Source organism: Bacillus sp. Medicinal_06 (assembly GCF_056711665.1).
Window position 1 is genome coordinate 302,392 of the sequence record NZ_JBWYHD010000003.1, and the last position, 23,133, is coordinate 325,524.

The following is a 23,133-nucleotide window of genomic DNA, read 5'->3' on the forward strand; positions in this document are numbered from 1 at the left end:
GATTTCATATCATATAAGTAAAACAATGATGAGGAGGATTTTTAATGACTTTAGATGTCATGTACTCCGTCGTGAGCATTTTTGTTCTTTTATATTTTATTTATCAGTCCATTACAGACTAAAAAAGAGCCATTCCGGCTCTTTTTCTATGGCAAAAATACAATCCATCCTATTACTATTAATAATAAGATACTAATAATGATGGCTGGCAATAAATAAAACTGTGCCAGTAGAACTATTCCATAAATGAAAACAGCTGGAATAAACAAGCACATCGTGGCCCTTCCTTTTAACAATAATAACTTCCCTTGTTCACAATATAACTGAAGGAACATTTTTTTCGCAAATTCATTCCATTGGTCACCAGAATAACGTGCAATAGCAACGCCCGAAAATACAATAATAATAAGTGTAATCCACCATGGTGTTACTTTTATTGATGTTGCACTCAAAAAAATAATTTTTATATAAAAACTTAGAGAAGCACCTGATCGAAAATACTCCTTTAAAAATGATTCAATGATACGTGAATCAGATTTCTTTCCCAATATATGCTTAGAACGTGGAAATAACCATGGTCTCGCGTTATTACTTGGCTTTGTTGTTTGACCACTGAAATGCATAATTTCCATCGTCCAGCGCATTCCTTCTTCCTTTTCTTTTTCAACTTCTTTAAAAAAGAAACGCTGATAATTCATTTTTTGTTTTATCAAAACTATACTAATTAAAATTAATAATATGATAAATGGTATTGAATACATTGGTTGTTTGAAGCCTAAAAACACACCACTTCCCAAACAAATGAAACTAATAAAAAATACGATAATCTTTACAATCCATAATATCCACCGCTTACCTCCACGTACATCCATATATCTTACCAATAGTGATAACATACATCGAAAAGCGGTAAAGGACAGCCAAAATAATACAACTTGCAAAAGGGATGCATCTATACTCTTAATCAATATAGGTAACATAATGAGCGCTACAATGATATTTGTTATACTTATTCGAATACATGTGTATACCATGCCATATTTCATTAACTTTTGCATATGAACTGGATGCTGAATTAAAAACAGGCTATCTGCTTGCTCAAAAAACGAACGCATCCCTCTTGAATATGTAACAAAGAAAAACACAAACAAACCTAATAAAAAATAAGCCGGTTCTTCTTCAGATAATTCTCTTGTCCATAACGAACGATAATAAATCCCACTAAATATAAGTGCTGGAACGATAAAATATAATGCGATGGTCCAATCAGTTACAGAGCGAATCGATTTCCATTTTCTCCGCAATTCATGACGTAACCTTTTATAAAACTGTTGTTTCATCATGTTGTTCCCGCTTTACGATTGCATCAAAACAATCTAATAATGGCCTATCTGGCATTTCCGCTAGTGATTGAATCGCTTGTAGATTTCCATTTGCTAATAATGTACCTTGTGAAATCAGTAAAAATCGCTCACATATTCTTTCGGCTGTATCCAATACGTGTGTACAAAGTAAAATACCTGCTCCACGCTCTTTCTCTTTGTATAAGAAATTTAAAAATTCTCGTGTTGCTACTGGATCTAATCCAATAAACGGTTCATCAATAATATAAAAGTCCGGTTCCGTTAAAAACGCCAAAATCAACATTGATTTTTGTTTCATACCTTTTGAAAACTTTGATAAGTATTCATGCTTATGCTTTTCCATTCGAAATGTATGTAAAAACTCCCGTGCACGTTCCTCCCAGCTCCCTACTTCACACCCACGTGCAGCCATTAACAATTCAATATGTTCCCATAGTGTTAAATAATCATAATAGGTTGGGTGTTCTGGCACATATGCATACGGATTCTCTTTTTCACCAAACGAAATTTCTCCATCCATATTTGCAAGCAAACCAAGCATTGACTTAATTGTCGTACTTTTCCCAGCACCATTGGCACCGATAAGAGCAACTAATTCACCTTTTTTAATTGAAAAAGCTATATCATGGATTGTTTTTTCTCCTGTTTCATAACCCGCTGAGCGAATATTGACTTGTAACAAATCGTTTCCCCTCTTTTCTATTTACAATAAACCCCAGGAAAATCATAACATATTTCCTTTTAAAATATCATTCTGCATATCTAATATATTAAATATTAATATCAAGAGCAGGAAAAAATAAGTTTTGGCAGAATATTTAATATTTGGAGTTATGAATTTATATTTACAGATGGAGTTGAGAGTATGGAATCTCACATTCGAAAAGCGACTGCGAACGATATAGAAGCACTTTGTTCACTAACAAAAGAATTAAAAGGCTCTGATATTTCTCATGCCGACATGCAAAACCGCTTACAATTTGTTGAAATGAGCCCGTTTGATTTTCTATATGTTTATGAGGAAGATAATAAGATATTTGGATTTCTTGGATTTCGCATACGAGAGAACTTAGAAGATATAACACGGTATGGGGAAATATCCATTATTAGCGTTGACTCAACAGCACGTAGAAAAGGAATTGGCCAAATTTTAATGAACTATGCAGAACAATTAGCAAAAGAGCATAACTGTATTGGTACATGGCTTGTAAGTGGTACACAGCGAACAGAAGCTCATCCATTCTATAAAAAATTAGGATATGAAGTAAATGGATATCGATTCGTGAAATATTTTTAATCTATCCATATGGAAGGAACTAATTATTATGACAAACTTTCAAGCTATTTTCATTGACCGAGATGGAACAATTGGAGGAGACACTACCATACATTATCCAGGTGAATTTACCTTATTTCCATTTACACAAGATGCTTTACGTACATTAAAAGAGAAAAATATAAGATTGTTTTCTTTTACAAATCAACCTGGTATTGCTGATGGGAAAGTGACTATAAATGACTTTATCGAAGAATTAAAATCATTCGGTTTTGATGATATCTATCTTTGTCCTCACAAACACGGAGAAGGGTGTACATGTCGTAAACCAAGTACCGGCATGCTCTTACAAGCAGCAAAAAAACATAGGCTTGATTTAACGAAATGTATTGTCGTTGGTGATCGCTGGACTGATATCGTTGCGGGTGCAAATGTTCATGCAACAACGATATTAGTTCAAACCGGTGCCGGACATGATGCATTGCATACATATCGCGATAAATGGGCTAATATTGAACCAAGTTATATTGCGACAAATTTTGAAGATGCTGTTACATGGATTCTACAACATACACTTTGTCCTAAATAAATAATACGATTAAAAAAGTAGATTATATAAATATAATCTACTTTTTTATGTATACGTCTACTAGCTTTGCTAAGTCTAAAAAGTTAGTTCATAATGAAAATAACGATTATCCCTCAAATAACCATTTTCAGCATATAATCGTTGCGCTGATATATTGTCTATTTCTGTTTGCAGTTTTAATCCCTTCGCACCATTCTCTAATGCGAAAGTTTTAGCTGCTTCTAATAATTTCTTCCCAATGCCAGCTCCGCGTTTACTTTCTTGTACAAAGAGATCATTTAATATCCATAACTCTTTCATAGAAATAGATGAAAAAGAAGGGTACAATTGGGTAAATCCAAGGTATTGTCCATCCTCTACTGCTACAAAAATGATCGATTCTTCTCGTTCTATACGATTACGCAAAAATGTTTTTGCACCTTCTACATTTGATTCCTGTCTATAAAACATACGATAATTGTTAAACACATCTGCTAATCCATCTAAATCTGAAATTGTTGCTTCATATACCTTCATTTTGTTCCGCTCTCCTTCCAATACTCCTTCATAAGGTCCGTTACCCATTCAGGTTGGATAGTATCTTCATTCGGTAAAAACTCTCTCATAACAGGCTTTATATCCAATATGGGCGTACCATCAATTGCATCTAATCCTTTGACTACAATTGAATTTCCTTCTCGCCTTACTACTTTTGCAATTGTCGCCCCCAATCGATTGGGACGATTTTTCCCCCGCTGTGCAAAAATACCTATTTCCGGGTATTCTTTATTATTTCTTGGATGTCTAGCTGAATATTAAATCTGTTCATCTTGTACTTTATGAAAATAAAAGATTACTTCAATATGGGAAAAGTATTCAATTCCTTGTATACTCTCTTCTGAATATGAATCCACTAATGTAATAAGAGATTGTACATCTCCCCATTCATCATCCATTATCATTTTTCTTTCATTATGTACAAAAGCAATTGGCTGAAGTGAAAACATCCATACTCCCTCCTTTTTGTAACCACTTACATTATAAAATATTTTCTGAATGTTTTCCATCTATATGGTCGATTTAATTTACATAATAAAATTATGTAATGGATTTTGTTGTATGCAAATAACTACCTAAAGAGAGATTTACAGCTTCAACAGCATGTATAACAGTTGTATCAAATAAAGGAGCTTGAGTATCCTCCTGTCTTACTAATAGCCCTATTTCCGTACACCCTAATATAATTCCTTCTGCTCCATTTTGTACTAAGCGATTTATTATTTCTTTATAGAAATCTCTTGATGTTTGATTAATTTTTCCTAAACATAACTCGTTATATATGATTCTATTTACTATCTCCCTATCCGTTTCATTTGGAACAATTACTTTTATTCCATTCTCTTCTATACGTGCTTTATAAAAATCTTGTTCCATCGTATATTTCGTTCCAAGTAAACCAACTGATCGAATTCCTTGTTTTTTTATTTTCATAGCTGTTGCATCTGCAATATGTAAAATAGGGATACTCACCTTATCTTTAATATTACTAATCACTTTATGCATTGTATTCGTACAAATAACAATGAAGTCTGCACCAGCTTTCTCAAGAGAATATGCAGCTTCTCCTAATACCTTCCCTGCCTTTTCCCAATCACCTTCAGATTGATAATATTCAATCTCTGCAAAGTCAACGCTATGTAAAAGGCATTTCGCTGAATGTAAGCCTCCTAATCTCTTTTTTACTTCTTCATTTATTATCCGATAATATTCAACCGATGACTCCCAACTCATTCCACCTATAAGGCCAATCAATTTCATAATAACCCCTCCTCATTTCAAATAATAGATTAACACCCTGTTTTTATTATACGTTTTTTATATAATAAAAACACGACTTTTACTCAAGTCGTGTTTTATCCACACCAACTATTTTATTATACAATTCCAGTTAAGCTATACACGCCAATCACAACAAAAACAGCCAATGTTTTAATAATCGTAATTGCAAAAATGTCACGATACGATTGTTTATGTGTTAGCCCTGTTACTGCTAATAATGTAATAACCGCACCATTATGCGGGAGTGTATCCATTCCTCCTGATGCCATTGAAATAACCCTATGCATGACCTCAAATGGGATGTTATATTGTTCAGCTGCCGCAATATATTTCTCTGACATCGCACTTAAAGCGATTCCCATGCCTCCTGATGCTGACCCAGTAATTCCGGCAAGGACGTTTGTAGTCACTGCACCATTTACAAGCGGATTTGTAAACGTGGTAGAAATACTATCTCGAATAACACTAAAACCAGGTAATGCTGCTATAACTCCTCCAAATCCATATTCAGCTCCAGTATTCATAGCAGCGAGCAATGCACCACCAATACTTGCATTTAAACCCGCTTGAAACCCCGTAAATAAGCGTTTCCAGTTTAAAATTATCGTTGTAATAATTCCGATTAAAAGTGCCAGTTCCACAGACCACACACCGAGTACACCAGAAAGTTCTACTTTACCAAATGCCTTTAATCCAATTGATGAAAAATCAAATCCTTTTGGATACCATGTTGGAATCATCACTGTAAAAAGTTTATTCATTACCCCTACTAAAATAAGTGGTACAAATGCAAGCACTTGGCGAAGCGGTGTAATTTCAGGAGTTTGAATAGCTGACTTTACATTTTGTTCTGTTTCTGTTGAGGCAGCCATTTCAGGATTTTCATCTCCAAATCCATAATATCCTTCGCCACTTTCTTCTGCCTTCTTTCGTCTTCTTTCTAAATACAACATCCCAATAAGAAATACAAAGATTGCCCCAATAATTCCAAGAAATGGTGCTGCATAAATATCTGTTTTAAAAAATGTCGTTGGGATGACATTTTGAATTTGTGGTGTTCCTGGAAGAGCATCCATTGTAAACGTAATCGCTCCAAGAGCAATAGTTCCTGGTATTAATCGTTTTGGAATATTCGCCTCGCGAAATAAATTTGCTGCAAATGGATATACCGCAAAAGCAACTACAAACAAGCTAACACCACTATACGTTAATATGGCACCCATCAAAACAATTGCTAGCATAGAACGTTTCACACCAACTAGCTGAATAATTGTTTTTGCAATAGATTCTGCAATCCCTGACATTTCTACTACCTTACCGAAAATTGCTCCAAGTAAGAAAACAGGAAAATATAATTTAATAAACCCAACCATTTTTTCCATAAAAATATTAGAGAAGAAAGGTAATACGTGACTTGGTTCCGTTAATAAAACTGCAAATAGCGCACAAATTGGGGCAAATAATATAACTGAAAAACCACGATATGCAACAAACATCAGCATACAAAGAGCCAATAAAATAATTACTAATTCCATCCCCTGCCCCCTTTTCATTTCCACGGAAATATTTTAAAAATATTCAGAATTTTAATGAGGAACTATAGAATTTTCATATTGATAGTCAAAACATATCTGATATAATTTTTTCACCTCATGATAAGAAGGAATACGTGGATTATTACTCGGACTTCCACTAGCTAGTGCATCTTTTGCCATTTTTGAAAGAGCATTTTCAAATTCAACCTGATCAATTCCATACTCCCTAAGATTAGGAATACGCAGATCAAAACAAAGTTTCTTTATTTCAAAAATAGCATAATCAGCAAGTTCTTCATCAGATACTGAATGTAAGTCTGGATTTATAATCCGCCCAATACCTGCAAGGCGTTTGATTGAGCAAACTTTTGTAAAATCTAAAACTGCCGGTAGTAACATTGCATTTGATATTCCATGGGGTACATGAAATAGCGCTCCGATTGGACGTGACATTCCGTGAACTAAAGTGACTGTTGCATTTGAAAATGCAATGCCAGCTTGTAAGGAAGCAATCATCATTGCTTCTCGCGCTTCTATATTTTTTCCATTTTCATAGGCCATTCGCAAGTATTTCATAATCGATCCAATTGCCGCAAGTGCCAGTACATCTGTAAGCGGTTGCGAAAATCTAGAAAGATATGCTTCAATTGCATGACATAGTGCATCAATACCTGTTGCTGCAGTAATATCCGGCGGAACAGAACATGTTAATAACGGATCGATAATTGCTATTTGTGGCGTGAAATTTGGATGCTTTATCATCATTTTCACATCTGTTTTTGTATTTGTAATAACAGCAACACTTGTAACTTCTGATCCAGTACCCGATGTTGTTGGAATTGCAATAAGGGGTAGTGGTTGTTTTTCTATGTCTATATGAGTTTGTACATAATCTTCAATTTCTCCCCGGTTTGTAGATAGGACTGCTACAGCCTTTGCTGTATCAATACAACTTCCCCCACCAAGCCCAATAATAAAATCACATTTTGACTCTGTACATATTGTTAAGGCTTCCAAAACATGAATATTTGTTGGTTCCGCATTTACATTTTCATAGGTAATAACATCTATTTTTTTCGCTTTTAGTAGTTTCACGCACGTATCGATATAGCCAAGCTTTTTCATAATAGAATCACTGATAATGAAAGCTTTTTTCCCTAGTTTAATTGCTTGTTCGCCTAATTTATCAAGTGAATTTCTTCCATACAAAACGTTCTTTGGCATACGAAATTCCGCGATTTCTTGCAAGTAACCCACCCCTTCTTTCCCTACTAAATATTTTATAATGTGAACCTTCTACTGCAATAAATTATCAAATTTAATATTCCACTTCAAATAATTATTTCCTCCCAGACTAATAAATTTATTAATAGATTCCTGTAAATGTATAAAAGGCAATTACTAAAAATACAGCGACCGTTTTCAATATCGTTACAGCAAATATATCACGATACGATTGTTTATGTGTTAATCCTGTAACAGTAAGAATTGTAATAATCGCTCCGTTATGTGGAAGTGTATCCATTCCTCCCGATGCCATTGAGACAATGCGATGCATAACCTCTAGCGGAATATTGTATTGATTAGCCGCCGCAATAAATTTATCTCCCATCGCACTTAAAACAATGCCCATGCCCCCTGAAGCTGAACCTGTAATACCAGCAAGAATATTCGTTGTCACCGCTCCATTCACGAGTGGATTCGTAAATGTTGCAGAAATACTATCTCGTATAATCGCAAACCCAGGAAGTGCTGCAATCACGCCACCGAAGCCAAATTCTGCTCCTGTATTCATTGTTGCCAGTAACGCTCCTCCAATACTTGTATTCAATCCTGCTTGGAACCCTGTCACAACACGCTTCCAATATAATAAAAGCGTTGTTATAATTCCAATGATAAGTGCTAATTCTACCGACCAAATACCAAGTACTGCACTTAACTCTACTTTACCAAACGCTTTCATTCCAATTGAGGAAAAATCAAAACCATTTGGATACCATTTCGGTATTGTTATTGTAAAAAACTTATTCATAACTCCTACTAAAATAAGTGGTATAAAAGCAACGACTTGCTGTACTCTCGAAATTTCAATACTTTGGAGAGTAGTATGATTTTTTTGCTCTAACTCTAGTGATGCTGCCATTTCAGAATTCCCATCTTCAAAACCAAAATACCCTTCTCCAGCCACTTTTGCCTTCTTACGCCTGTTCTCTAAATAGATCAATCCTAACGTTAAGACAAAAATCGCTCCGATAATACCAAGTATAGGTGCCGCATAAATATCTGTTTTAAAAAATGTTGTTGGGATTACGTTTTGAATTTGCGGTGACCCTGGAAGTGCATCCATCGTAAACGTAACAGCTCCAAGAACGATTGTTCCTGGTATTAAGCGCTTTGGAATATTCGCTTGACGAAACAGTTTTGCTGCAAATGGATAGACTGCAAACACAACAACATAAACACTGACACCGCTGTAAGTTAAAACAGCCCCCATTAAAACGATAGCCAAAATGGTCCGTTTTTCACCCACCACGTCAATAATTGTCTTCGCAATTGAATCTGCAATTCCAGACATTTCTACTACTTTACCAAAAATTGCACCAAGTAAAAAAACTGGAAAATATAACTTAATAAAGCCTACCATTTTCTCCATAAAAATATTTGAAAAGAAAGGTAACACAAAACTAGGTTCTGTTAAAAACACTGCAAATAGGGCAAAAATCGGTGCAAATAAAATAACAGAAAATCCTCTATAGGCAACAAACATAAGTAAACTTAGTGCTAATAAAATAATAACTAACTCCAATTTTCCCACCCTCATTTGATTGAATTTTCAATCTTTTAAGTTCGTTCTTTCTATGTATTCCCTACAAAAATGTCTTTTTTACAACAATCCAAATACTGACATTTCCCCTCCTTTTCTAACAAAGTTTTTATGATTAAAACAGCATATTTATTATTTATTCTATTACATACGAAAAATCCCTTTAAACAAAAATGAATTAGCTATCACTCGTTATAAAGGGATTTTCTTCTTTTATCTTATATTTTCAAACTTTTGTCTTTTGTATAAAAACCGCGCAACTCTTCGACATGTTTCACAATATACGTCGCCCCTGCTTCTTTTACTTGTTTTTCATTCATTCCGTATCTATCTGCAAACGAATGCTGAATTGGTGGGCCATTAAAAGATTCTAGTTCTTTCTGATCCGTTTCATCTATTCCCATTTTTCGCAATGCATATGAAACCGAATTGACAATTCCCTCTTTTGGATCTGTTAATGTTCCATCTAAATCAAATAGAAATGTTGTATACCTCCTTTTTCATACACTTTTGCACGATTATTATAATATGTATACATGACACAACTTCCCCTCTAACAGAAAAATCACCATCCTTTCTATGTTATCGAAATATCACTTTATTTTGAATATTGTATTTATATTATTTTCTTATTAAAATCTAACTCATGAATAGCTATACACAAAAATATGTTCCTATTGTATGATAAGTATAATTTCATAGAAAAATGGTGAAACAAATGACGATAACATTACTTTTCATAATGGCTTTTACGATTATCATCCATGCAGTTGAAACGAGTTCTTATAGTATTCGACTAGCAGGCGTTCGTTTAAAGAAAATTGCCGTTGCATTATCCGTGGTTGGGATGGTATTACTTATTTCACGAACATCCAACTTGCTACAAGCTTTTTTACTTAGTGGAATTGTTGATCGGGCGAAGAGTGGTGCTTCAGTTAATTTGGAAAGTACGATGCGCCTTGTTTTATTATCTGCTTCTATTGGTACACTGCTCGCAATTATTTTATATCCAACTTTAACGAAACTATTTGGATATGTCATTCAAAACTTTGAGACAGATGGTTCACTCATTCGAATGATGAAAACAAACAATGTGCAAAAATTGAAGTATACAAAAAAATATGTTCGGTTTCCAAAATTCGAAATGATCCATCGTATGCGAGTCGGCGGTATTCCAAAACGAATTATGCTCATTAATATGTTTGCAACTGCAATTTATACAGCTGGGGTCCTTTCCGCCTTATATGCTTCTTATTTGAGCCCGAAATTCGCAACGAAAGCCATCACGGCTTCCGGCCTTATTAACGGATTTGCTACAATCTTATTAACTGTACTGCTAGATCCGCGTATTGGTCTTTTAACAGAGCGTGCGCTTCAATCAGAAAACGGTGCCGACACAATGAGTAAAATGTTCGGTTGGCTTATGATTTCAAGATTTCTCGGTACATTATTAGCTCAGCTCATATTTGTGCCCGGCGCCTATTGGATTTTATGGATTATTAAACTCACGAATTAAAGAACTGGCAAAGTAAATGGCCTAACATTACAATCTTCCACCCTGAAATTTGAACATTAGGAAAAGGTGCTTCTCATTACTTTGAAGCACCTTTTCTTTATTTATTTCAAAAAATTTATCACAGTTTCTGCAAATCGATCTGCGACTTCATAGTGTGGTGTATGTCCACTCTCTTCAAAGACAATCATTTTTCCATTTAGAGCATCCTTTTTAAAAGTTTCGATTTGTTTTTCACAGGCTACCACATCATGTTTCCCTATAATGAGCAACATCGGATTCTGCACATCTTTTAATTTTGATAATAATGATTGATGAATTTCCCCTTCCTCTCTCAATCTTGTAAAATGAATATCAGAACGATCATAAAACTCTTCCCATTCCTCGTCACTATATAAACTATAATCCGTTTCATCCTCAACGTAATTATAAATTTCCATTCTTTGTTCTTCTAATTCATCACTTAATTTCGAATAAGCTTCTAGCAATTTCTCTGAACTAGCATCACTTTCTGCAATAGCTATACATTCGTTCCCCTGTTCCTCTTTTCCATACTTTTTTAGTAAAACTCCTGTCCTTTTTAATAAAGCTCTACTTGTTAATGCAAAATCAAAAGTAGGTCCTTCAAAGATAATCTTTTGAATAGACTGTGGATATATTGTTGCATATAACAACGCTAGAAATCCACCAAAGGAATGTCCAATAACAGACCATTTTTCAATTTGTAATATCCTCCTTAACTCTTCGCAATCTTCGATAAGATCCCTCAACCTAAACTGCTCTTGCCTCCCAATCCCTTCCGAACGTCCTACCCCACGTTGATCAATAACAATGAGTCGAAAAGAATCTTGTAATCGATGTGCTTGATGATAAGAAAAATCAAAACACATCTCACCAGGACCTCCATGTAGATACAATACAGGATGATTTTCTAGCGGTCCATGAATCTCCACATATAGCTTTTTCCCACGTACTTTCATCATTTTCCCTTGTAATAATACCTCTTTTTCTTGTTTCATCTCTTTTCCCTCCAATTTTTCATATTTTAATCTCGTATACGATTAGGAGGCCCTCGACTTTGTGCACGTTATATGTCCGTAATATAATAGTACATTTTCTCACCTCTTTTAGTTCAGAATATTATAACATTTCAAGTTAAATAATCCCGATCACATTCAAAAAGACAATGATAATCGCAATCGGCGCAACATATCGAAGCAAAAATACCCAGCAAATAAATATTGATTTTCCGTAATTCCCACCAACAAAGAACTCTGCTTCTAATACCTTTTTCTCCATTTTAAATGAAACGAAAATACTAATGAATAAAGCTCCAAGTGGCATTAATATATTACTAGATAAAAAGTCTACCGCGTCAAAAATATTTTTACCAAAGATTGTAATATCACTCCACGCGCCAAATGAAAGTGCAGATGGGATACCTATTAAGAAAATTAAAAATCCAATGATCCATGACAATTTCTTTCTTCTTTCTTGCTGTCCATTCGCTAGTGCTGAAACAACCGTTTCAAGTAGAGAAAATGCAGATGTTAACGTTGCAAATGTGAATAGCGCAAGAAATACTGTTAAGAAGAAATTTCCAAATGGAATTTGACTAAATACAGATGGTAATACGATAAATAACAAACCTGGTCCTTCTGTCGGTTCCATTCCTAGTGAAAAGACTGCTGGAAAGATAGCCAGACCAGCAAATAGAGAAACAAATAGGTTCAACCCAACAATCGTTACCGCTGAACGTGGTAAACTTTCTTTTTTATTTAAGTAAGAACTATACGTGACCATGATTGAAATCCCTATACTAATTGCAAAGAATGATTGCCCCATTGCAAACAAAATACTTTCTGATGTGATTTTTGAGAAATCAGGCTGTAAGAAGAATTTGACCCCTTTCATCGCATCATCAAGTGTTAAAGAACGAACAATCAGAGCAACAAATAATATGAATAATGCTGGTAACATATATTTACTCGCTTTTTCAATTCCATTTTGTACCCCTTTTGATACAACCCAGATTGTAATAAACATAAAAGCAAAATGACCAACAATTGCCCAAACAGGGTTCCCAATTGTTTCTGTAAATAAAGAGCCGTAATTTTGCTGCGGTGTAATTAATTGTCCAGTAATCCCTCTGAATAAATAGATTAATACCCAGCCACCAACAACACTATAAAATGATAGCAAAATAAAACACGTGCCAACGCCAAGACGTCCAATCCAATGCCATCCTGTATTCGGTGCGATGCTTTTAAATGCTCCAATTGCTTGTTTCTGTGTACTACGCCCTATCATAAATTCAGCTATTAATAGCGGAAGACCTATTAATACTGTAAACAATATAAAAATTAAAAAGAATGCCCCTCCTCCGCTCTTTCCAGCGATATAAGGAAACTTCCATATTGCACCAAGTCCAATTGCAGATCCTGCTGCGGCCATTATAAAACCTAATTTCGAAGTCCATTGCTCCGTCTGTTTCATCATATTTTCCTCCAATTAAATTTATTTATAAAGATAAATGAATATTATTGACCAATCCAAATATAACCTCCATTTCTTTCTATATAATAAAAAATGGCCCAGCATCTCTTTATATAAAGAGACGCTAAGCCATTTACTTAACGCGGTACCACTCTTATTGATTCCATTATGAATCCACCTTAGCAGTAATCGTTTGATTACAAACCTGTTATCGAAGGTTAACCGTTAAGATTTACTAAGAATTAGACTTCTGTTCCACCTTACTGCTCCTAGGCGAGTTCAGGATGTTATTTGACTATGTCACACCAACCCATAGCTCTCTGCACAAACACATGACCTTACTACTCCTATTCAACACATTCTAATATTCTGAATATAATTTCTTTTGAAATTACTACGAATTATATCGGTTATATTCACGACTGTCAAGCAAGATATTTATTTTTTTGTCGAAAAAGAGTGTTTTCCAAAAATAACACAGAAAACATTTGCAAAATTTAGAATATAAGAAGGGAAATCTTATAATATTTTTTAAAAAATATGTTTCTTTATCATTCGATCTATTTTCATTATCATTGGCCTTATTTCTATTTGTTGCTTACCTAAATTATTTTTGGGAGTGTCTTCAAAACCAGTACCTATACAAGGCATAGAGCCTCCCCCATTATTAGAATTTAATATACGCCAATACGTAGATGCAATACAAAATGTTATCTCTTCTTTATTTAATCCTACTAAACTTACTTACAAAGTAAATACTGGCGGTGGCATTAAATCACCTGATCGTGACTTATTTCCATACTTACTTGACTCTTATCTATATACTTTAACAATTCTTACATTCTACTTTTCAAAACGAGTGCAACCTTTTATTCTAAAATGTTTGCACGTACTAGAAGCATTACCTGATTTATTTTTTTGTACTTCGTGTGCAATTAATTATGATTTGGATTTATAAAAATACGAATTTACTTGTGACAACCCCATGCCCATCAAGTTAAGCAATTCATTTTTCCCTAAAATGAAAAAAATACACTGGATTCTCATAGATAACTGTGATGAGATAAAATGTTTGTTTTGGGGATACTTCAAAATCTTAGCTTGATGGATCCACATTTATTAACTTAAGAAAAATAAACGCCCCAAAACAAAAAAATGAGCTAACTTCCCAAAGCAACTACCTGTAAAGAAAAGTATCATTTCTTTCGTTAAGGATTACTCTTCTTTTTTCAAAAATCGATAAGGTAATAAAATGCAGACATAAACTTAAATCGTCCGTTATAATATAGACAAAATAAATTACAGTCTATTTTTACTCTATTTCGAAATACGTCGTTGGCGAAGTTTAAAATTAGCGGTATAAAATGGGTATACTTTAATAGAACTAGAAGTATTACTGATCATTCTCCTAAACGTAAAAATAGGTTCAACACTTAATCCTAATAGTTCTGAATATTATGACCGTAATGATAGTCACGAGCAGATCTTTAATTACTTTTAATAAAAATACATAACAAACCATATTTACTGGGGGGGAAATAATGGCAAAAGCACTTTATATTAGTAGCTTTGGAGAAGGTCATGTGAATCCGACGCTGGGATTAGCAAATGATTTAGTGAAACGTGGGGAACATATTGTCTATTATTCATCCAATGACTTTGAGGAAAAAATAAAAAAAACAGGCGCTGAGTTTCGCCCCGTTGACCAAAGTGCACAGAGAAAACTTCAAAAAAGTAGTAATCTTGTAAACTCCCAGCCGCGAGAATATTTATTACAATTTCTGAGCGCATTAGAAATAATGACGGATACTATATTAGATGAAATTTCAAAAGAAACTTATGATTATATTTTATACGATGCACAATCGTTAACAGGAAAATGGATTGCACATCAAAGGAAGTTATTATCTATTGTCACTTGGACCACGTTTGCATTTTTACAAGATCTAAAATCAAACATGGGACTTACAGGGACAAGTGATATGAAACGGAAGCAAGAGAGTTTGGCTATGCTACAAGCATTTTTGAGATTGGAAGAAATAGAAAAATGTAAAAAACACCTAGAAAAAAAGTATGAAGTTCCGTTACCCGAAAATTTCTTATTCTGTTCTGGCTCTGGGGATCTAAATATCGTCTTTACTTCTTCTTATTTTCAAAGAAATAGTCATGATTTCAAGGGTAATTATATTTTTGTCGGCCCTTCAATTCTGGATAGTAAGGCCCTAGGTGATTTTCCAATTGATATGTTAAAAGAAAAGCGTGTTATTTTTATTTCTATGGGGACCATCCTAAACAAACAATTTGATCTTTATCAAAAATGCTTCGCAGCTTTAAAAGATTTGGATGTTAAAGTGGTACTTAATATAGGGCGGAAATTAACAGTAGAACAACTAGGAAATGTACCAGACAACTTTATTATTCGCAATTATGTTCCTCAATTAGACGTACTTCGTCATACGGATGTCTTTATAAGCCATTGTGGTATGAATAGTACAAGCGAATCACTTTATTTCGAAGTGCCCCTAGTTATGCTACCAATGATGAATGATCAACCTATAGTTGCCCAGCGAGTAAAAGAACTTGGAGCAGGTATTATATTAGATGTTCAACAACTAACAGTTGAAAATCTAAAACAAGCCGTTAGTGATGTTTTCAAAAATCCAATTTATAAGGAAAATGCAAAAAAAATTAGTCGATCATTCCGTGATGCAGGCGGGTATGCCAAAGCAGCTGATGAGGTTTTCAAATTCACTCGTTTAAATAATTGTTTTAATTCTTGTCCAGAAAAAGGCACTACTTTTTAGCAGTGCCTTTTTCTCTATTTATTTCATATCGAAAACGTTAAGTTTATTAATTAACCCCATTAAACTAGGTAATAACATTGGCATAGCTATTAAAATAAGCAATAGCAGCCCGATTATAACAACAGATGCTACTTGAATGGGTGTTAGGCATTAAAGGAGCAAATGTATCTCCTAAAATGAGAGCAGCGAATAATACAACCCCGCCGATGTAACAGGAGACTTTCACGATTCGTGTTGCTAAATCTCCTTTCAACTCATTATATCATCAGGAAGATACTGTAATCCACTGTCACAATCAGAATAAAACTAAAGAACGGAACATTTTAACTTAGACTATCTACATTTAAACATGTGAACTATCAACTCACTTATACCAAGTGATACAAAACACACTAAAATCAATGATCCATCAAAAAATATGAAATGAAAAACAAGTCGTATGATAACCATTAGAACCAGTCCGATACCAATTAACATAATCGTTGCACAAATGCGAAAAAATTAATCACTATCAAAATTCATGAAATTAAGTTATGAAAGAAAAAATTCAGCTTAATCCTAAAATCCCCTAATGGAATTATTTAATTTCTCATAAATGGATAATAGGTGTTGCCGTTCTTCGTCTGTTAATTTTTCAAACAAATCTATGCGGATTGCTTTTCCTTCCTCATGCGCTTTCTTAATCATATCAATTCCTTTATCCGTAATAGCTAAATAAACAATTCTACGATCGTCATCATCTACAAGCCGAGTGGCTAACTTTTTCTTCACGAGTTTTTCTGATAAATGAGTTAAAGTAGCGGGCGTCAATCCTAAAGTTTTCGCGATATCCGATGGGCGGCTTTTTCCATTTTCTTTAAGATGGCCCAGTACAAGAATGTGGGAAATACCAAGGTTTTCTTTGAACATTTTATTCCATTGAATAATTAAATGGTTTGTGACCTGGTTCATGGAATGAATGAGTAAAAAGATGCTTTTTTCTTTCATATGCTTATATCCCTGCTTTCTGTAATAGGAAAAGCCCCATAGTGTATAGGGGCTTTCACTTTATATAGACTATTTTATTGGGCAGAAAATCCACCGTCAATGACTAATTCTGCACCAGTAATAAATGAGGCTTCGTCAGATGCTAAGAATAAGGCTGCATTCGCAATATCTTCAGGTTGACCTAATCGTTGAAGCGGTATTGCTTGAATTAAGTGATCAAGAAGCTCTTTTGATGTTTCTAACGATTTTGTCATTGGCGTTTCAATAACCCCCGGGAATAGAGTGTTTACGCGTACTCCTTGACGCCCAAAAGTTGTTGCAGCTGCCTTAGATACAGAACGAACAGCACCTTTAGACGCTGAATAATGATTAAAGCCTTGACCGATCTGAGCTGTATAAGAAGAGATGTTCACGATTGAACCTTTCTTTTGTGCTGCCATATAAGGAGCAATATGTTTCATACCAGCAAATGGGCCAAAGCCATTAATAGACAGCATTTTTTCCCAATCATCAATACTAATCTCTTTATATGGTTTTTCTGATGAAATATCCGCATTGTTCACGAGAATATCAATTTTTCCGAAACGGTTGTTCACTTCTTTAGCCAGTGCCTGCCATTCTTCTTCTGAAGCAACATTTAGCTTCATTCCGTATACGTTTTCTTTTTGACTTATTTTTTTAAGCGAGGCCTCGTTAATATCTGCAGCAATGACGATTGCTCCTTCTTGACTAAATCGTTCAACCATACGCTCACCAATACCTGATGCTCCCCCTGTAATAATTGCTACTTTATTATCTAATCTTCCCATATTTAATTCCTCCTTTAACGTAATTTGACACTTCCACCATCTACCATTAATGTTTGACCCGTCATATAATCCGAATCATTGCTTGCTAAAAATACAGCCACTCTACCGATATCTTGTTCTGGATCTCCAAGGCGACGTAGCGGAATTTTGTTAATCATTGCATCGTATAATTTCGGATCATTTTGGCGCCATTGTTCAACGCCTGGAGTAAGTGCAATAGGTGAAATTAAGTTGACGTTAATACCATCTGGCCCCCATTCGTTTGCTGCAACACGAGAAATTCCACGAATTGCTTCTTTTGCTGCTGCCTAAGAAGTTTGTGTAGGTTGTCCATCCAGTCCAGCTCCAGAAGCAAAGTTAATCACCTTACCTTGAGATTTCTTTAATTCAGGATAAGCAGCTTTCATAAAATTGAAAGTGGGATAAAAACCCGTTCCAAAAGACAAATCAAAGTGTTCTAATGCTGTTTCAACGAAAGGAACCTGTCTTGATACATGTGCATTATTAACTAAAATATCCAATCCACCAAATTTTCTAACAACCTCATTAACAATTTCATCGATGTTTTCTTTTATGATGATATCTTTTATAAAAAGTAAGCCTTCTGTGTATTTGTTAACTTCAGCTAAAGTTTCTTTTCCATTTTTCTCATTCACATCGACAATAGCAATATGAGCCCCTTCTTTGGCCATCGCTAGGGCTACGCCTCTGCCAATACCAGAAGCACTGCGAGTTACAATTCCTACTTTTCTTTGTAATCTCATTAGAATTACCTCTCTTCAAAATAAATTAGCCAACTAAATATTTGACGTCTAAATATTTGACATCTAAATATTAACAAACTATAAGATGGATTGCAAAGATATATATTAAATTTCGAATGTATGGATTTACTTATTTATAAGTAGTCATACGCTATATTGCGCACGATTATTAAGTTAAGGAATAATAAAGCTACAGGAGAGATTTGCTTCTTCTCTACTGTTATAATACGAGGATTACAAATACGAGAAGCGTTGCTGCTTGTAATTTGGTATCAGTACCAATCGCCTTAAGGATATAAATATTGTGTTCGGAAAAAATAAAATTCTCTTGATCGTTCATCAAGTTTTGTTGCAAAGTTTTCTAAATGAGGCTTCACCCTAGAAAAAGAAGCAAGGAGAGTCACAAATGCGATATTTTAAAGATAAACAGTTCAAGAAAAATGTTATGTTAGTAGTTATTAGCTATTACTGTTGTTTTTCTTTCAGTTATCAGGATATGTATCTGAAATATTGAAGGAACGTGGTGTTTCGATTCACCCTCCCCCCAACATGCACTGCTGTTGCGACGTTAATCCCTTGTTCAATTATCCTCATGGAAAAACCCTCCAAAAATTTCATGCCATCTTATTATTAACTTCCCTGCCTGTATGAACCACAAGATCTTAATTCAATACCGTTTCAACTTTCATTTTATCCTTTTTCTACTTTCAATTTCGTGCATATTTTGGTGCTTTTTACTTAATAAGGAACAATCATGACACAGTGTCATTTTTAACATTGACTTATGACACTGTGTCATATATAATGTTTCTTGCGCTTAATTATGACACAGTGTCACTTTTTTATGAAGGAGATTCATTATGCCGAAACAAACGTTTTTTCACTTATCTAAAGATAAACAGGACATATTAATCCAATCTGCAAAAGAAGAATTTTCGAGGGTACCATTACATGAAGCATCGATTGCAAATATTATCAAAAATGCAGGAATCCCTAGAGGCAGTTTTTATCAATATTTTGATAATAAAGAAGATCTATTCTTTTATCTATTAGATCAACTATCTCAAAAAAATCATGAGCAGTTTATTTCCATTTTGAAAGAAAAAGACGGTGATTTATTTGAGACGTTTATTGGGATCTTCAGATTTATGGTGAAATGCCATAGAGAAGCTGAACAAAAAAAATTTTTTAAAAATGTCTTTTTAAACATGAACTATAAACAGGAAAAAGCATTAGCAAATAATATTTATCAGGAGAATCAGAAAAATCAGTATTTAAGTACAATTAATTTAATTAATCGAGAAAAATTGAATATTCAAGATGAACGCGAACTCCAGCATGTCATGAAAATCATAAGTGCTATCACCTTTCAAAACCTTATTCAAGTGTTTGAAAAGGATTCAATTGATGAAGAAGCTTTACGAAATTATATGGAACAAATAGAGTTGCTAAAAAGAGGGCTTCAAAAGAAAGAGCACTAATGAATCCACTTAATGGAACGAAAAAGAATCGATTGATTTGGAAAAGATTATAGAAAGACCAAAAAACTAGGAATCCATGCATAACTATGTAAACAACTTAAATTCCTAGATATGTCGAATAATGAATGCACGAATAGTTCTTGATGAAATTTTATAAAAGGAGATAAATATATGCAAACAGATTTACAACAAAAGAAACCGCCTTATTTAATAATTGCAATCTTATTTGTCGGAGCGTTTGTTTCTTTTTTAAACAATTCGTTATTAAATGTGGCACTGCCTTCCATCATGGTAGATTTAGATATTAAAAATTATTCAACAATACAGTGGCTTGCAACTGGTTATATGCTTGTCAGTGGTGTCTTAATTCCAGCATCAGCCTTTTTATTAACACGGTTTTCGAACCGGAGCTTATATCTGACATCAATGGTTATTTTTACTTTAGGTACTGCATTAGCAGCCTTTGCACCAAACTTCGGTGTCCTACTTACTGGTCGTATGATCCAAGCAGCAGGCTCTTCAGTAATGGGACCTTTATTGATGAATATTATGCTTGTCAGCTTCCCGCGTGAAAAGCGTGGTACAGCTATGGGCGTTTTCGGTTTAGTGATGATCACTGCCCCTGCCATTGGACCAACATTATCAGGCTATATTGTCGAGCACTATGACTGGCGTTTACTATTCGAAATGATATTACCATTAGCTGTTATTACTCTTTTATTAGCGGTTTGGAAACTTGAGAATTTGATGGAACAAAATAAAAACGCGAAGCTAGATTACGTATCAGTTATCTTATCTTCAATCGGTTTTGGTGGCTTATTGTATGGTTTTAGTGCTGCAAGCTCAGATGGCTGGACTGATTCCATTGTTTTAACAACTCTAATTGTTGGTGCGATTGCTTTAATCGCCTTCATCTATCGTCAATTGAAAATGGAAGAACCATTATTAGATTTGCGTGTATATAAGTACCCGATGTTTGCACTCGGTTCTGTGATCGCCATTGTCAATGCAGTCGCAATGTTTTCTGGGATGATATTAACACCAGCATATGTACAAAATGTAAGAGGAATTTCACCGCTTGATTCAGGGTTAATGATGCTACCAGGTGCGATTATTATGGGATTGATGTCACCAATTACAGGTAAGCTATTCGATAAATTTGGTCCTCGTCTTCTTGCTGTAGTAGGACTTGCCATCACCGCTGTGTCAACTTACATGCTAGCACATTTACAAATTGACTCTAGTCACACCTATATCATTCTCGTCTACACATTGCGCATGTTCGGAATGTCGATGGTGATGATGCCAATTATGACAAATGGATTGAATCAATTGCCAACAAGATTAAATCCACATGGTACTGCCGTTAATAATACCGCCCAGCAAGTGTCTGGCTCGATCGGGACAGCAGTCCTTGTTACCATAATGAACTCAGTAACTAAAACAGAAGCTGAAAGTCTAATGACTGGTGTTGACCCAACAGCGATGACGACCGCTGCTCAAGCGTTGTTAACACAGAAAGCTTTATTAGCTGGTATCCAATATTCATTCTATGTGGCATTAGGAATTAATATTGTTGCACTGTTATTAGCCTTGTTTGTGAAACGTGTTGATACAAGTAAGGAAGCTGTTAGGAAATTGAATCAGCAAGGGAATAAGCAGATTCAATCTGAGACTGTTTAAAGCATGAAATTTGGTCAGTATCATTATGCGTGTTTGATAAAGTTATAAGACTATCTAACATACAATATTATCAATTTTAAAAAACCTTGAAAGGTAAATGTCTATCAAGGTTAACTTATTAAAAAACCCCCTATTTTCAAAATGTAATTTCGAAAAAGGGGGTTTTTGATGTTTTTGTCTTTTTATCACAACATACAAGCATTAATCCATTAATGGAATCCTATATATTGTAGAATAAAGATATAAAAAAGTTGCTTAGACTTTCTTGTTAATATAAGATGATATGCAAGTAAATATCCAGAAGAAGTATCTGGAACAATCCTTTTAGACCCAGTTCGCGAAGATCAAAATAAGAAGACCGTTCCATTATTTAATAAGGAAGTTCAGGAAGAGTATTTAGGACAATAAGGTGTGGAAGCTTCGTTAAATGAATTTGAAGAAAGTCTGTAACAGGTAAGAGGAACAACACTTGAAAATTTTGATCTTCAGCAGTATTTACAAAAAAGGGAAACGAAACTGGTGCAAAGGTTGCAGTTGGTGAACCTTCAACCAATAGAATAAATCGCTCATATAATAAACAATTTACCGCATAATCTGGCCGACCCTTATATTCAACTAAAGGGAATATACTAAATTGATTATTTGTAATAAATCCTTCAATTTGAGCACAGGAAATGGTCGAGGATATTGAGAAGATTACGACGAGTACGAAAAAACTCCTCAGATTCATTTGAGGATATAGCAGGGTTCAAACTTATAGACCTACTTGAGTACATTGCTGATAATGCCAAATTCTATAAAGTAGTTCTTGGTTCTAGACGAACACCGATTTTTACAGAACGTTTGCTAAATACACTTTCGGACAAAATAGTAGAGAGAACGGAAAATAACGCTTTTCTCACTACTAAAGGTATTTCAAAAGATATTGCTATCTGGCATGGTTCCTCAGCTTTAATCGGAACTATTGTAGCTTGGTTACGTGAGGATATGCCTTATACTCCACAATTTCTTGCTAAGCAGTTATCAATACTTTTTAGATTGGGAAATAAATAGGGGTCCCGCTGCACTTAAGCGTTTTAACAAAAGAAAAAACAGAAAAGAAAAAGGAGCGTTTTTCTCCTTTCAGACAAAAAGCTACGACGAAAGAAACTTAACTATATAAATTTCTACCACTAAAAAAGAATCTTCGC

The 23,133-nt window shown here is 34.5% G+C and carries 18 protein-coding genes, 6 pseudogenes and 1 other annotated feature; of the genes and pseudogenes, 8 read left to right on the forward strand and 16 right to left on the reverse strand.

Features of this window, described 5'->3' with window-relative positions; translation table 11 throughout:
* Nucleotides 1–146 precede the first annotated feature (146 nt).
* Nucleotides 147–1,343 (reverse strand): ABC transporter permease, encoded by a 1,197-nt coding sequence (locus AC1M36_RS08615; RefSeq protein WP_336452613.1) that lies wholly within the window; start codon nucleotides 1,341–1,343, stop codon nucleotides 147–149.
* Nucleotides 1,321–2,046: an ABC transporter ATP-binding protein gene (locus AC1M36_RS08620; RefSeq protein ID WP_336452614.1), complete on the reverse strand. Its 726-nt coding sequence runs from the start codon at nucleotides 2,044–2,046 to the stop codon at nucleotides 1,321–1,323. Before AC1M36_RS08620 ends, AC1M36_RS08615 begins: the two co-directional genes overlap by 23 nt.
* A 183-nt stretch (nucleotides 2,047–2,229) precedes the next feature.
* Between AC1M36_RS08620 and AC1M36_RS08625 the strand changes: the two genes are divergently transcribed.
* Nucleotides 2,230–2,661 carry a GNAT family N-acetyltransferase gene (locus tag AC1M36_RS08625; RefSeq protein ID WP_336452615.1) on the forward strand — a complete coding sequence of 144 codons (432 nt, stop codon included), beginning with the start codon at nucleotides 2,230–2,232 and terminating at the stop codon, nucleotides 2,659–2,661.
* Between the two features lie 28 nt (nucleotides 2,662–2,689).
* The gene (locus tag AC1M36_RS08630; protein WP_336452616.1) at nucleotides 2,690–3,229 is read left to right on the forward strand and encodes an HAD-IIIA family hydrolase; all 540 of its coding nucleotides are present in this window, start codon (nucleotides 2,690–2,692) and stop codon (nucleotides 3,227–3,229) included.
* Nucleotides 3,230–3,304: 75 nt separating this feature from the next.
* Here the strand turns inward: AC1M36_RS08630 and AC1M36_RS08635 are convergent, their stop codons facing one another.
* The 7 genes and pseudogenes from AC1M36_RS08635 to AC1M36_RS08665 form a co-directional block, all read right to left on the reverse strand.
* Nucleotides 3,305–3,745 carry a GNAT family N-acetyltransferase gene (locus tag AC1M36_RS08635; protein ID WP_336452617.1) on the reverse strand — a complete coding sequence of 147 codons (441 nt, stop codon included), beginning with the start codon at nucleotides 3,743–3,745 and terminating at the stop codon, nucleotides 3,305–3,307.
* Nucleotides 3,742–4,215: pseudogene (locus tag AC1M36_RS08640) on the reverse strand (SAM-dependent methyltransferase). The gene AC1M36_RS08635 and the pseudogene AC1M36_RS08640 overlap by 4 nt, the downstream one beginning before the upstream one ends.
* Before the next feature lie 91 nt (nucleotides 4,216–4,306).
* Entirely contained in the window at nucleotides 4,307–5,026 is a 720-nt protein-coding gene (locus AC1M36_RS08645) for an aspartate/glutamate racemase family protein (protein ID WP_336452618.1), read from the reverse strand.
* 116 nt (nucleotides 5,027–5,142) lie between these two features.
* Nucleotides 5,143–6,582, reverse strand: a complete 1,440-nt coding sequence (locus AC1M36_RS08650; RefSeq protein WP_336452619.1) for a GntP family permease — start codon at nucleotides 6,580–6,582, stop codon at nucleotides 5,143–5,145.
* A 51-nt stretch (nucleotides 6,583–6,633) separates the two neighbouring features.
* Nucleotides 6,634–7,839, reverse strand: a complete 1,206-nt coding sequence (locus AC1M36_RS08655) for an iron-containing alcohol dehydrogenase (RefSeq protein WP_336452620.1) — start codon at nucleotides 7,837–7,839, stop codon at nucleotides 6,634–6,636.
* A gap of 109 nt (nucleotides 7,840–7,948) precedes the next feature.
* Nucleotides 7,949–9,388, reverse strand: a complete 1,440-nt coding sequence (locus tag AC1M36_RS08660) for a GntP family permease (protein ID WP_479845757.1) — start codon at nucleotides 9,386–9,388, stop codon at nucleotides 7,949–7,951.
* Between the two features lie 311 nt (nucleotides 9,389–9,699).
* Nucleotides 9,700–9,843: pseudogene (locus AC1M36_RS08665) on the reverse strand (HAD family hydrolase); the annotation flags it as partial.
* A gap of 281 nt (nucleotides 9,844–10,124) precedes the next feature.
* Between AC1M36_RS08665 and AC1M36_RS08670 the strand changes: the two are divergent.
* Nucleotides 10,125–10,922 carry a lipid II flippase Amj family protein gene (locus AC1M36_RS08670; RefSeq protein WP_479845758.1) on the forward strand — a complete coding sequence of 266 codons (798 nt, stop codon included), beginning with the start codon at nucleotides 10,125–10,127 and terminating at the stop codon, nucleotides 10,920–10,922.
* 101 nt (nucleotides 10,923–11,023) lie between these two features.
* On the opposite strand, the gene AC1M36_RS08675 is transcribed toward AC1M36_RS08670, so the two are convergent.
* Both AC1M36_RS08675 and AC1M36_RS08680 read right to left on the reverse strand, forming a co-directional pair.
* Nucleotides 11,024–11,938 carry an alpha/beta fold hydrolase gene (locus AC1M36_RS08675; RefSeq protein WP_479845759.1) on the reverse strand — a complete coding sequence of 305 codons (915 nt, stop codon included), beginning with the start codon at nucleotides 11,936–11,938 and terminating at the stop codon, nucleotides 11,024–11,026.
* A gap of 136 nt (nucleotides 11,939–12,074) precedes the next feature.
* On the reverse strand, nucleotides 12,075–13,415 hold the full coding sequence (locus AC1M36_RS08680; protein ID WP_336452654.1) for a sodium-dependent transporter: 1,341 nt from the start codon (nucleotides 13,413–13,415) through the stop codon (nucleotides 12,075–12,077).
* Nucleotides 13,416–13,529: 114 nt separating this feature from the next.
* Nucleotides 13,530–13,779, reverse strand: a binding site (T-box leader).
* Nucleotides 13,780–14,956: 1,177 nt separating this feature from the next.
* Here AC1M36_RS08680 and AC1M36_RS08685 point away from each other — a divergent pair.
* A complete protein-coding gene (locus AC1M36_RS08685) occupies nucleotides 14,957–16,219 on the forward strand; it encodes a macrolide family glycosyltransferase (RefSeq protein ID WP_336452623.1) in 1,263 nt (420 codons plus the stop codon).
* Between the two features lie 18 nt (nucleotides 16,220–16,237).
* On the opposite strand, the pseudogene AC1M36_RS08690 reads toward AC1M36_RS08685, so the two are convergent.
* The 4 genes and pseudogenes from AC1M36_RS08690 to AC1M36_RS08705 all read right to left on the reverse strand — a co-directional run.
* Nucleotides 16,238–16,705 (reverse strand): annotated as a pseudogene (locus AC1M36_RS08690) (MMPL family transporter); the annotation flags it as partial.
* Nucleotides 16,706–16,777: 72 nt separating this feature from the next.
* Entirely contained in the window at nucleotides 16,778–17,206 is a 429-nt protein-coding gene (locus AC1M36_RS08695; RefSeq protein ID WP_336452624.1) for a MarR family winged helix-turn-helix transcriptional regulator, read from the reverse strand.
* Nucleotides 17,207–17,280: 74 nt separating this feature from the next.
* The gene (locus AC1M36_RS08700; RefSeq protein ID WP_336452625.1) at nucleotides 17,281–18,015 is read right to left on the reverse strand and encodes an SDR family NAD(P)-dependent oxidoreductase; all 735 of its coding nucleotides are present in this window, start codon (nucleotides 18,013–18,015) and stop codon (nucleotides 17,281–17,283) included.
* 14 nt (nucleotides 18,016–18,029) lie between these two features.
* A pseudogene (locus AC1M36_RS08705) lies at nucleotides 18,030–18,779 on the reverse strand (SDR family NAD(P)-dependent oxidoreductase).
* Nucleotides 18,780–19,185: 406 nt separating this feature from the next.
* Between AC1M36_RS08705 and AC1M36_RS08710 the strand changes: the two are divergent.
* The 3 genes and pseudogenes from AC1M36_RS08710 to AC1M36_RS08720 form a co-directional block, all read left to right on the forward strand.
* Nucleotides 19,186–19,319: pseudogene (locus AC1M36_RS08710) on the forward strand (IS6 family transposase); the annotation flags it as partial.
* 320 nt (nucleotides 19,320–19,639) lie between these two features.
* Nucleotides 19,640–20,260, forward strand: a complete 621-nt coding sequence (locus AC1M36_RS08715) for a TetR/AcrR family transcriptional regulator (RefSeq protein ID WP_336452626.1) — start codon at nucleotides 19,640–19,642, stop codon at nucleotides 20,258–20,260.
* Between the two features lie 171 nt (nucleotides 20,261–20,431).
* On the forward strand, nucleotides 20,432–21,943 hold the full coding sequence (locus AC1M36_RS08720) for a DHA2 family efflux MFS transporter permease subunit (RefSeq protein WP_336452627.1): 1,512 nt from the start codon (nucleotides 20,432–20,434) through the stop codon (nucleotides 21,941–21,943).
* A gap of 460 nt (nucleotides 21,944–22,403) precedes the next feature.
* Here the strand turns inward: AC1M36_RS08720 and AC1M36_RS08725 are convergent.
* Nucleotides 22,404–22,616, reverse strand: a pseudogene (locus tag AC1M36_RS08725) (spore germination protein); the annotation flags it as partial.
* A 14-nt stretch (nucleotides 22,617–22,630) separates the two neighbouring features.
* On the opposite strand from AC1M36_RS08725, the gene AC1M36_RS08730 reads away from it, so the two are divergent.
* Nucleotides 22,631–22,996, forward strand: a complete 366-nt coding sequence (locus tag AC1M36_RS08730) for a TetR-like C-terminal domain-containing protein (protein ID WP_336452628.1) — start codon at nucleotides 22,631–22,633, stop codon at nucleotides 22,994–22,996.
* Nucleotides 22,997–23,133 lie beyond the last annotated feature (137 nt).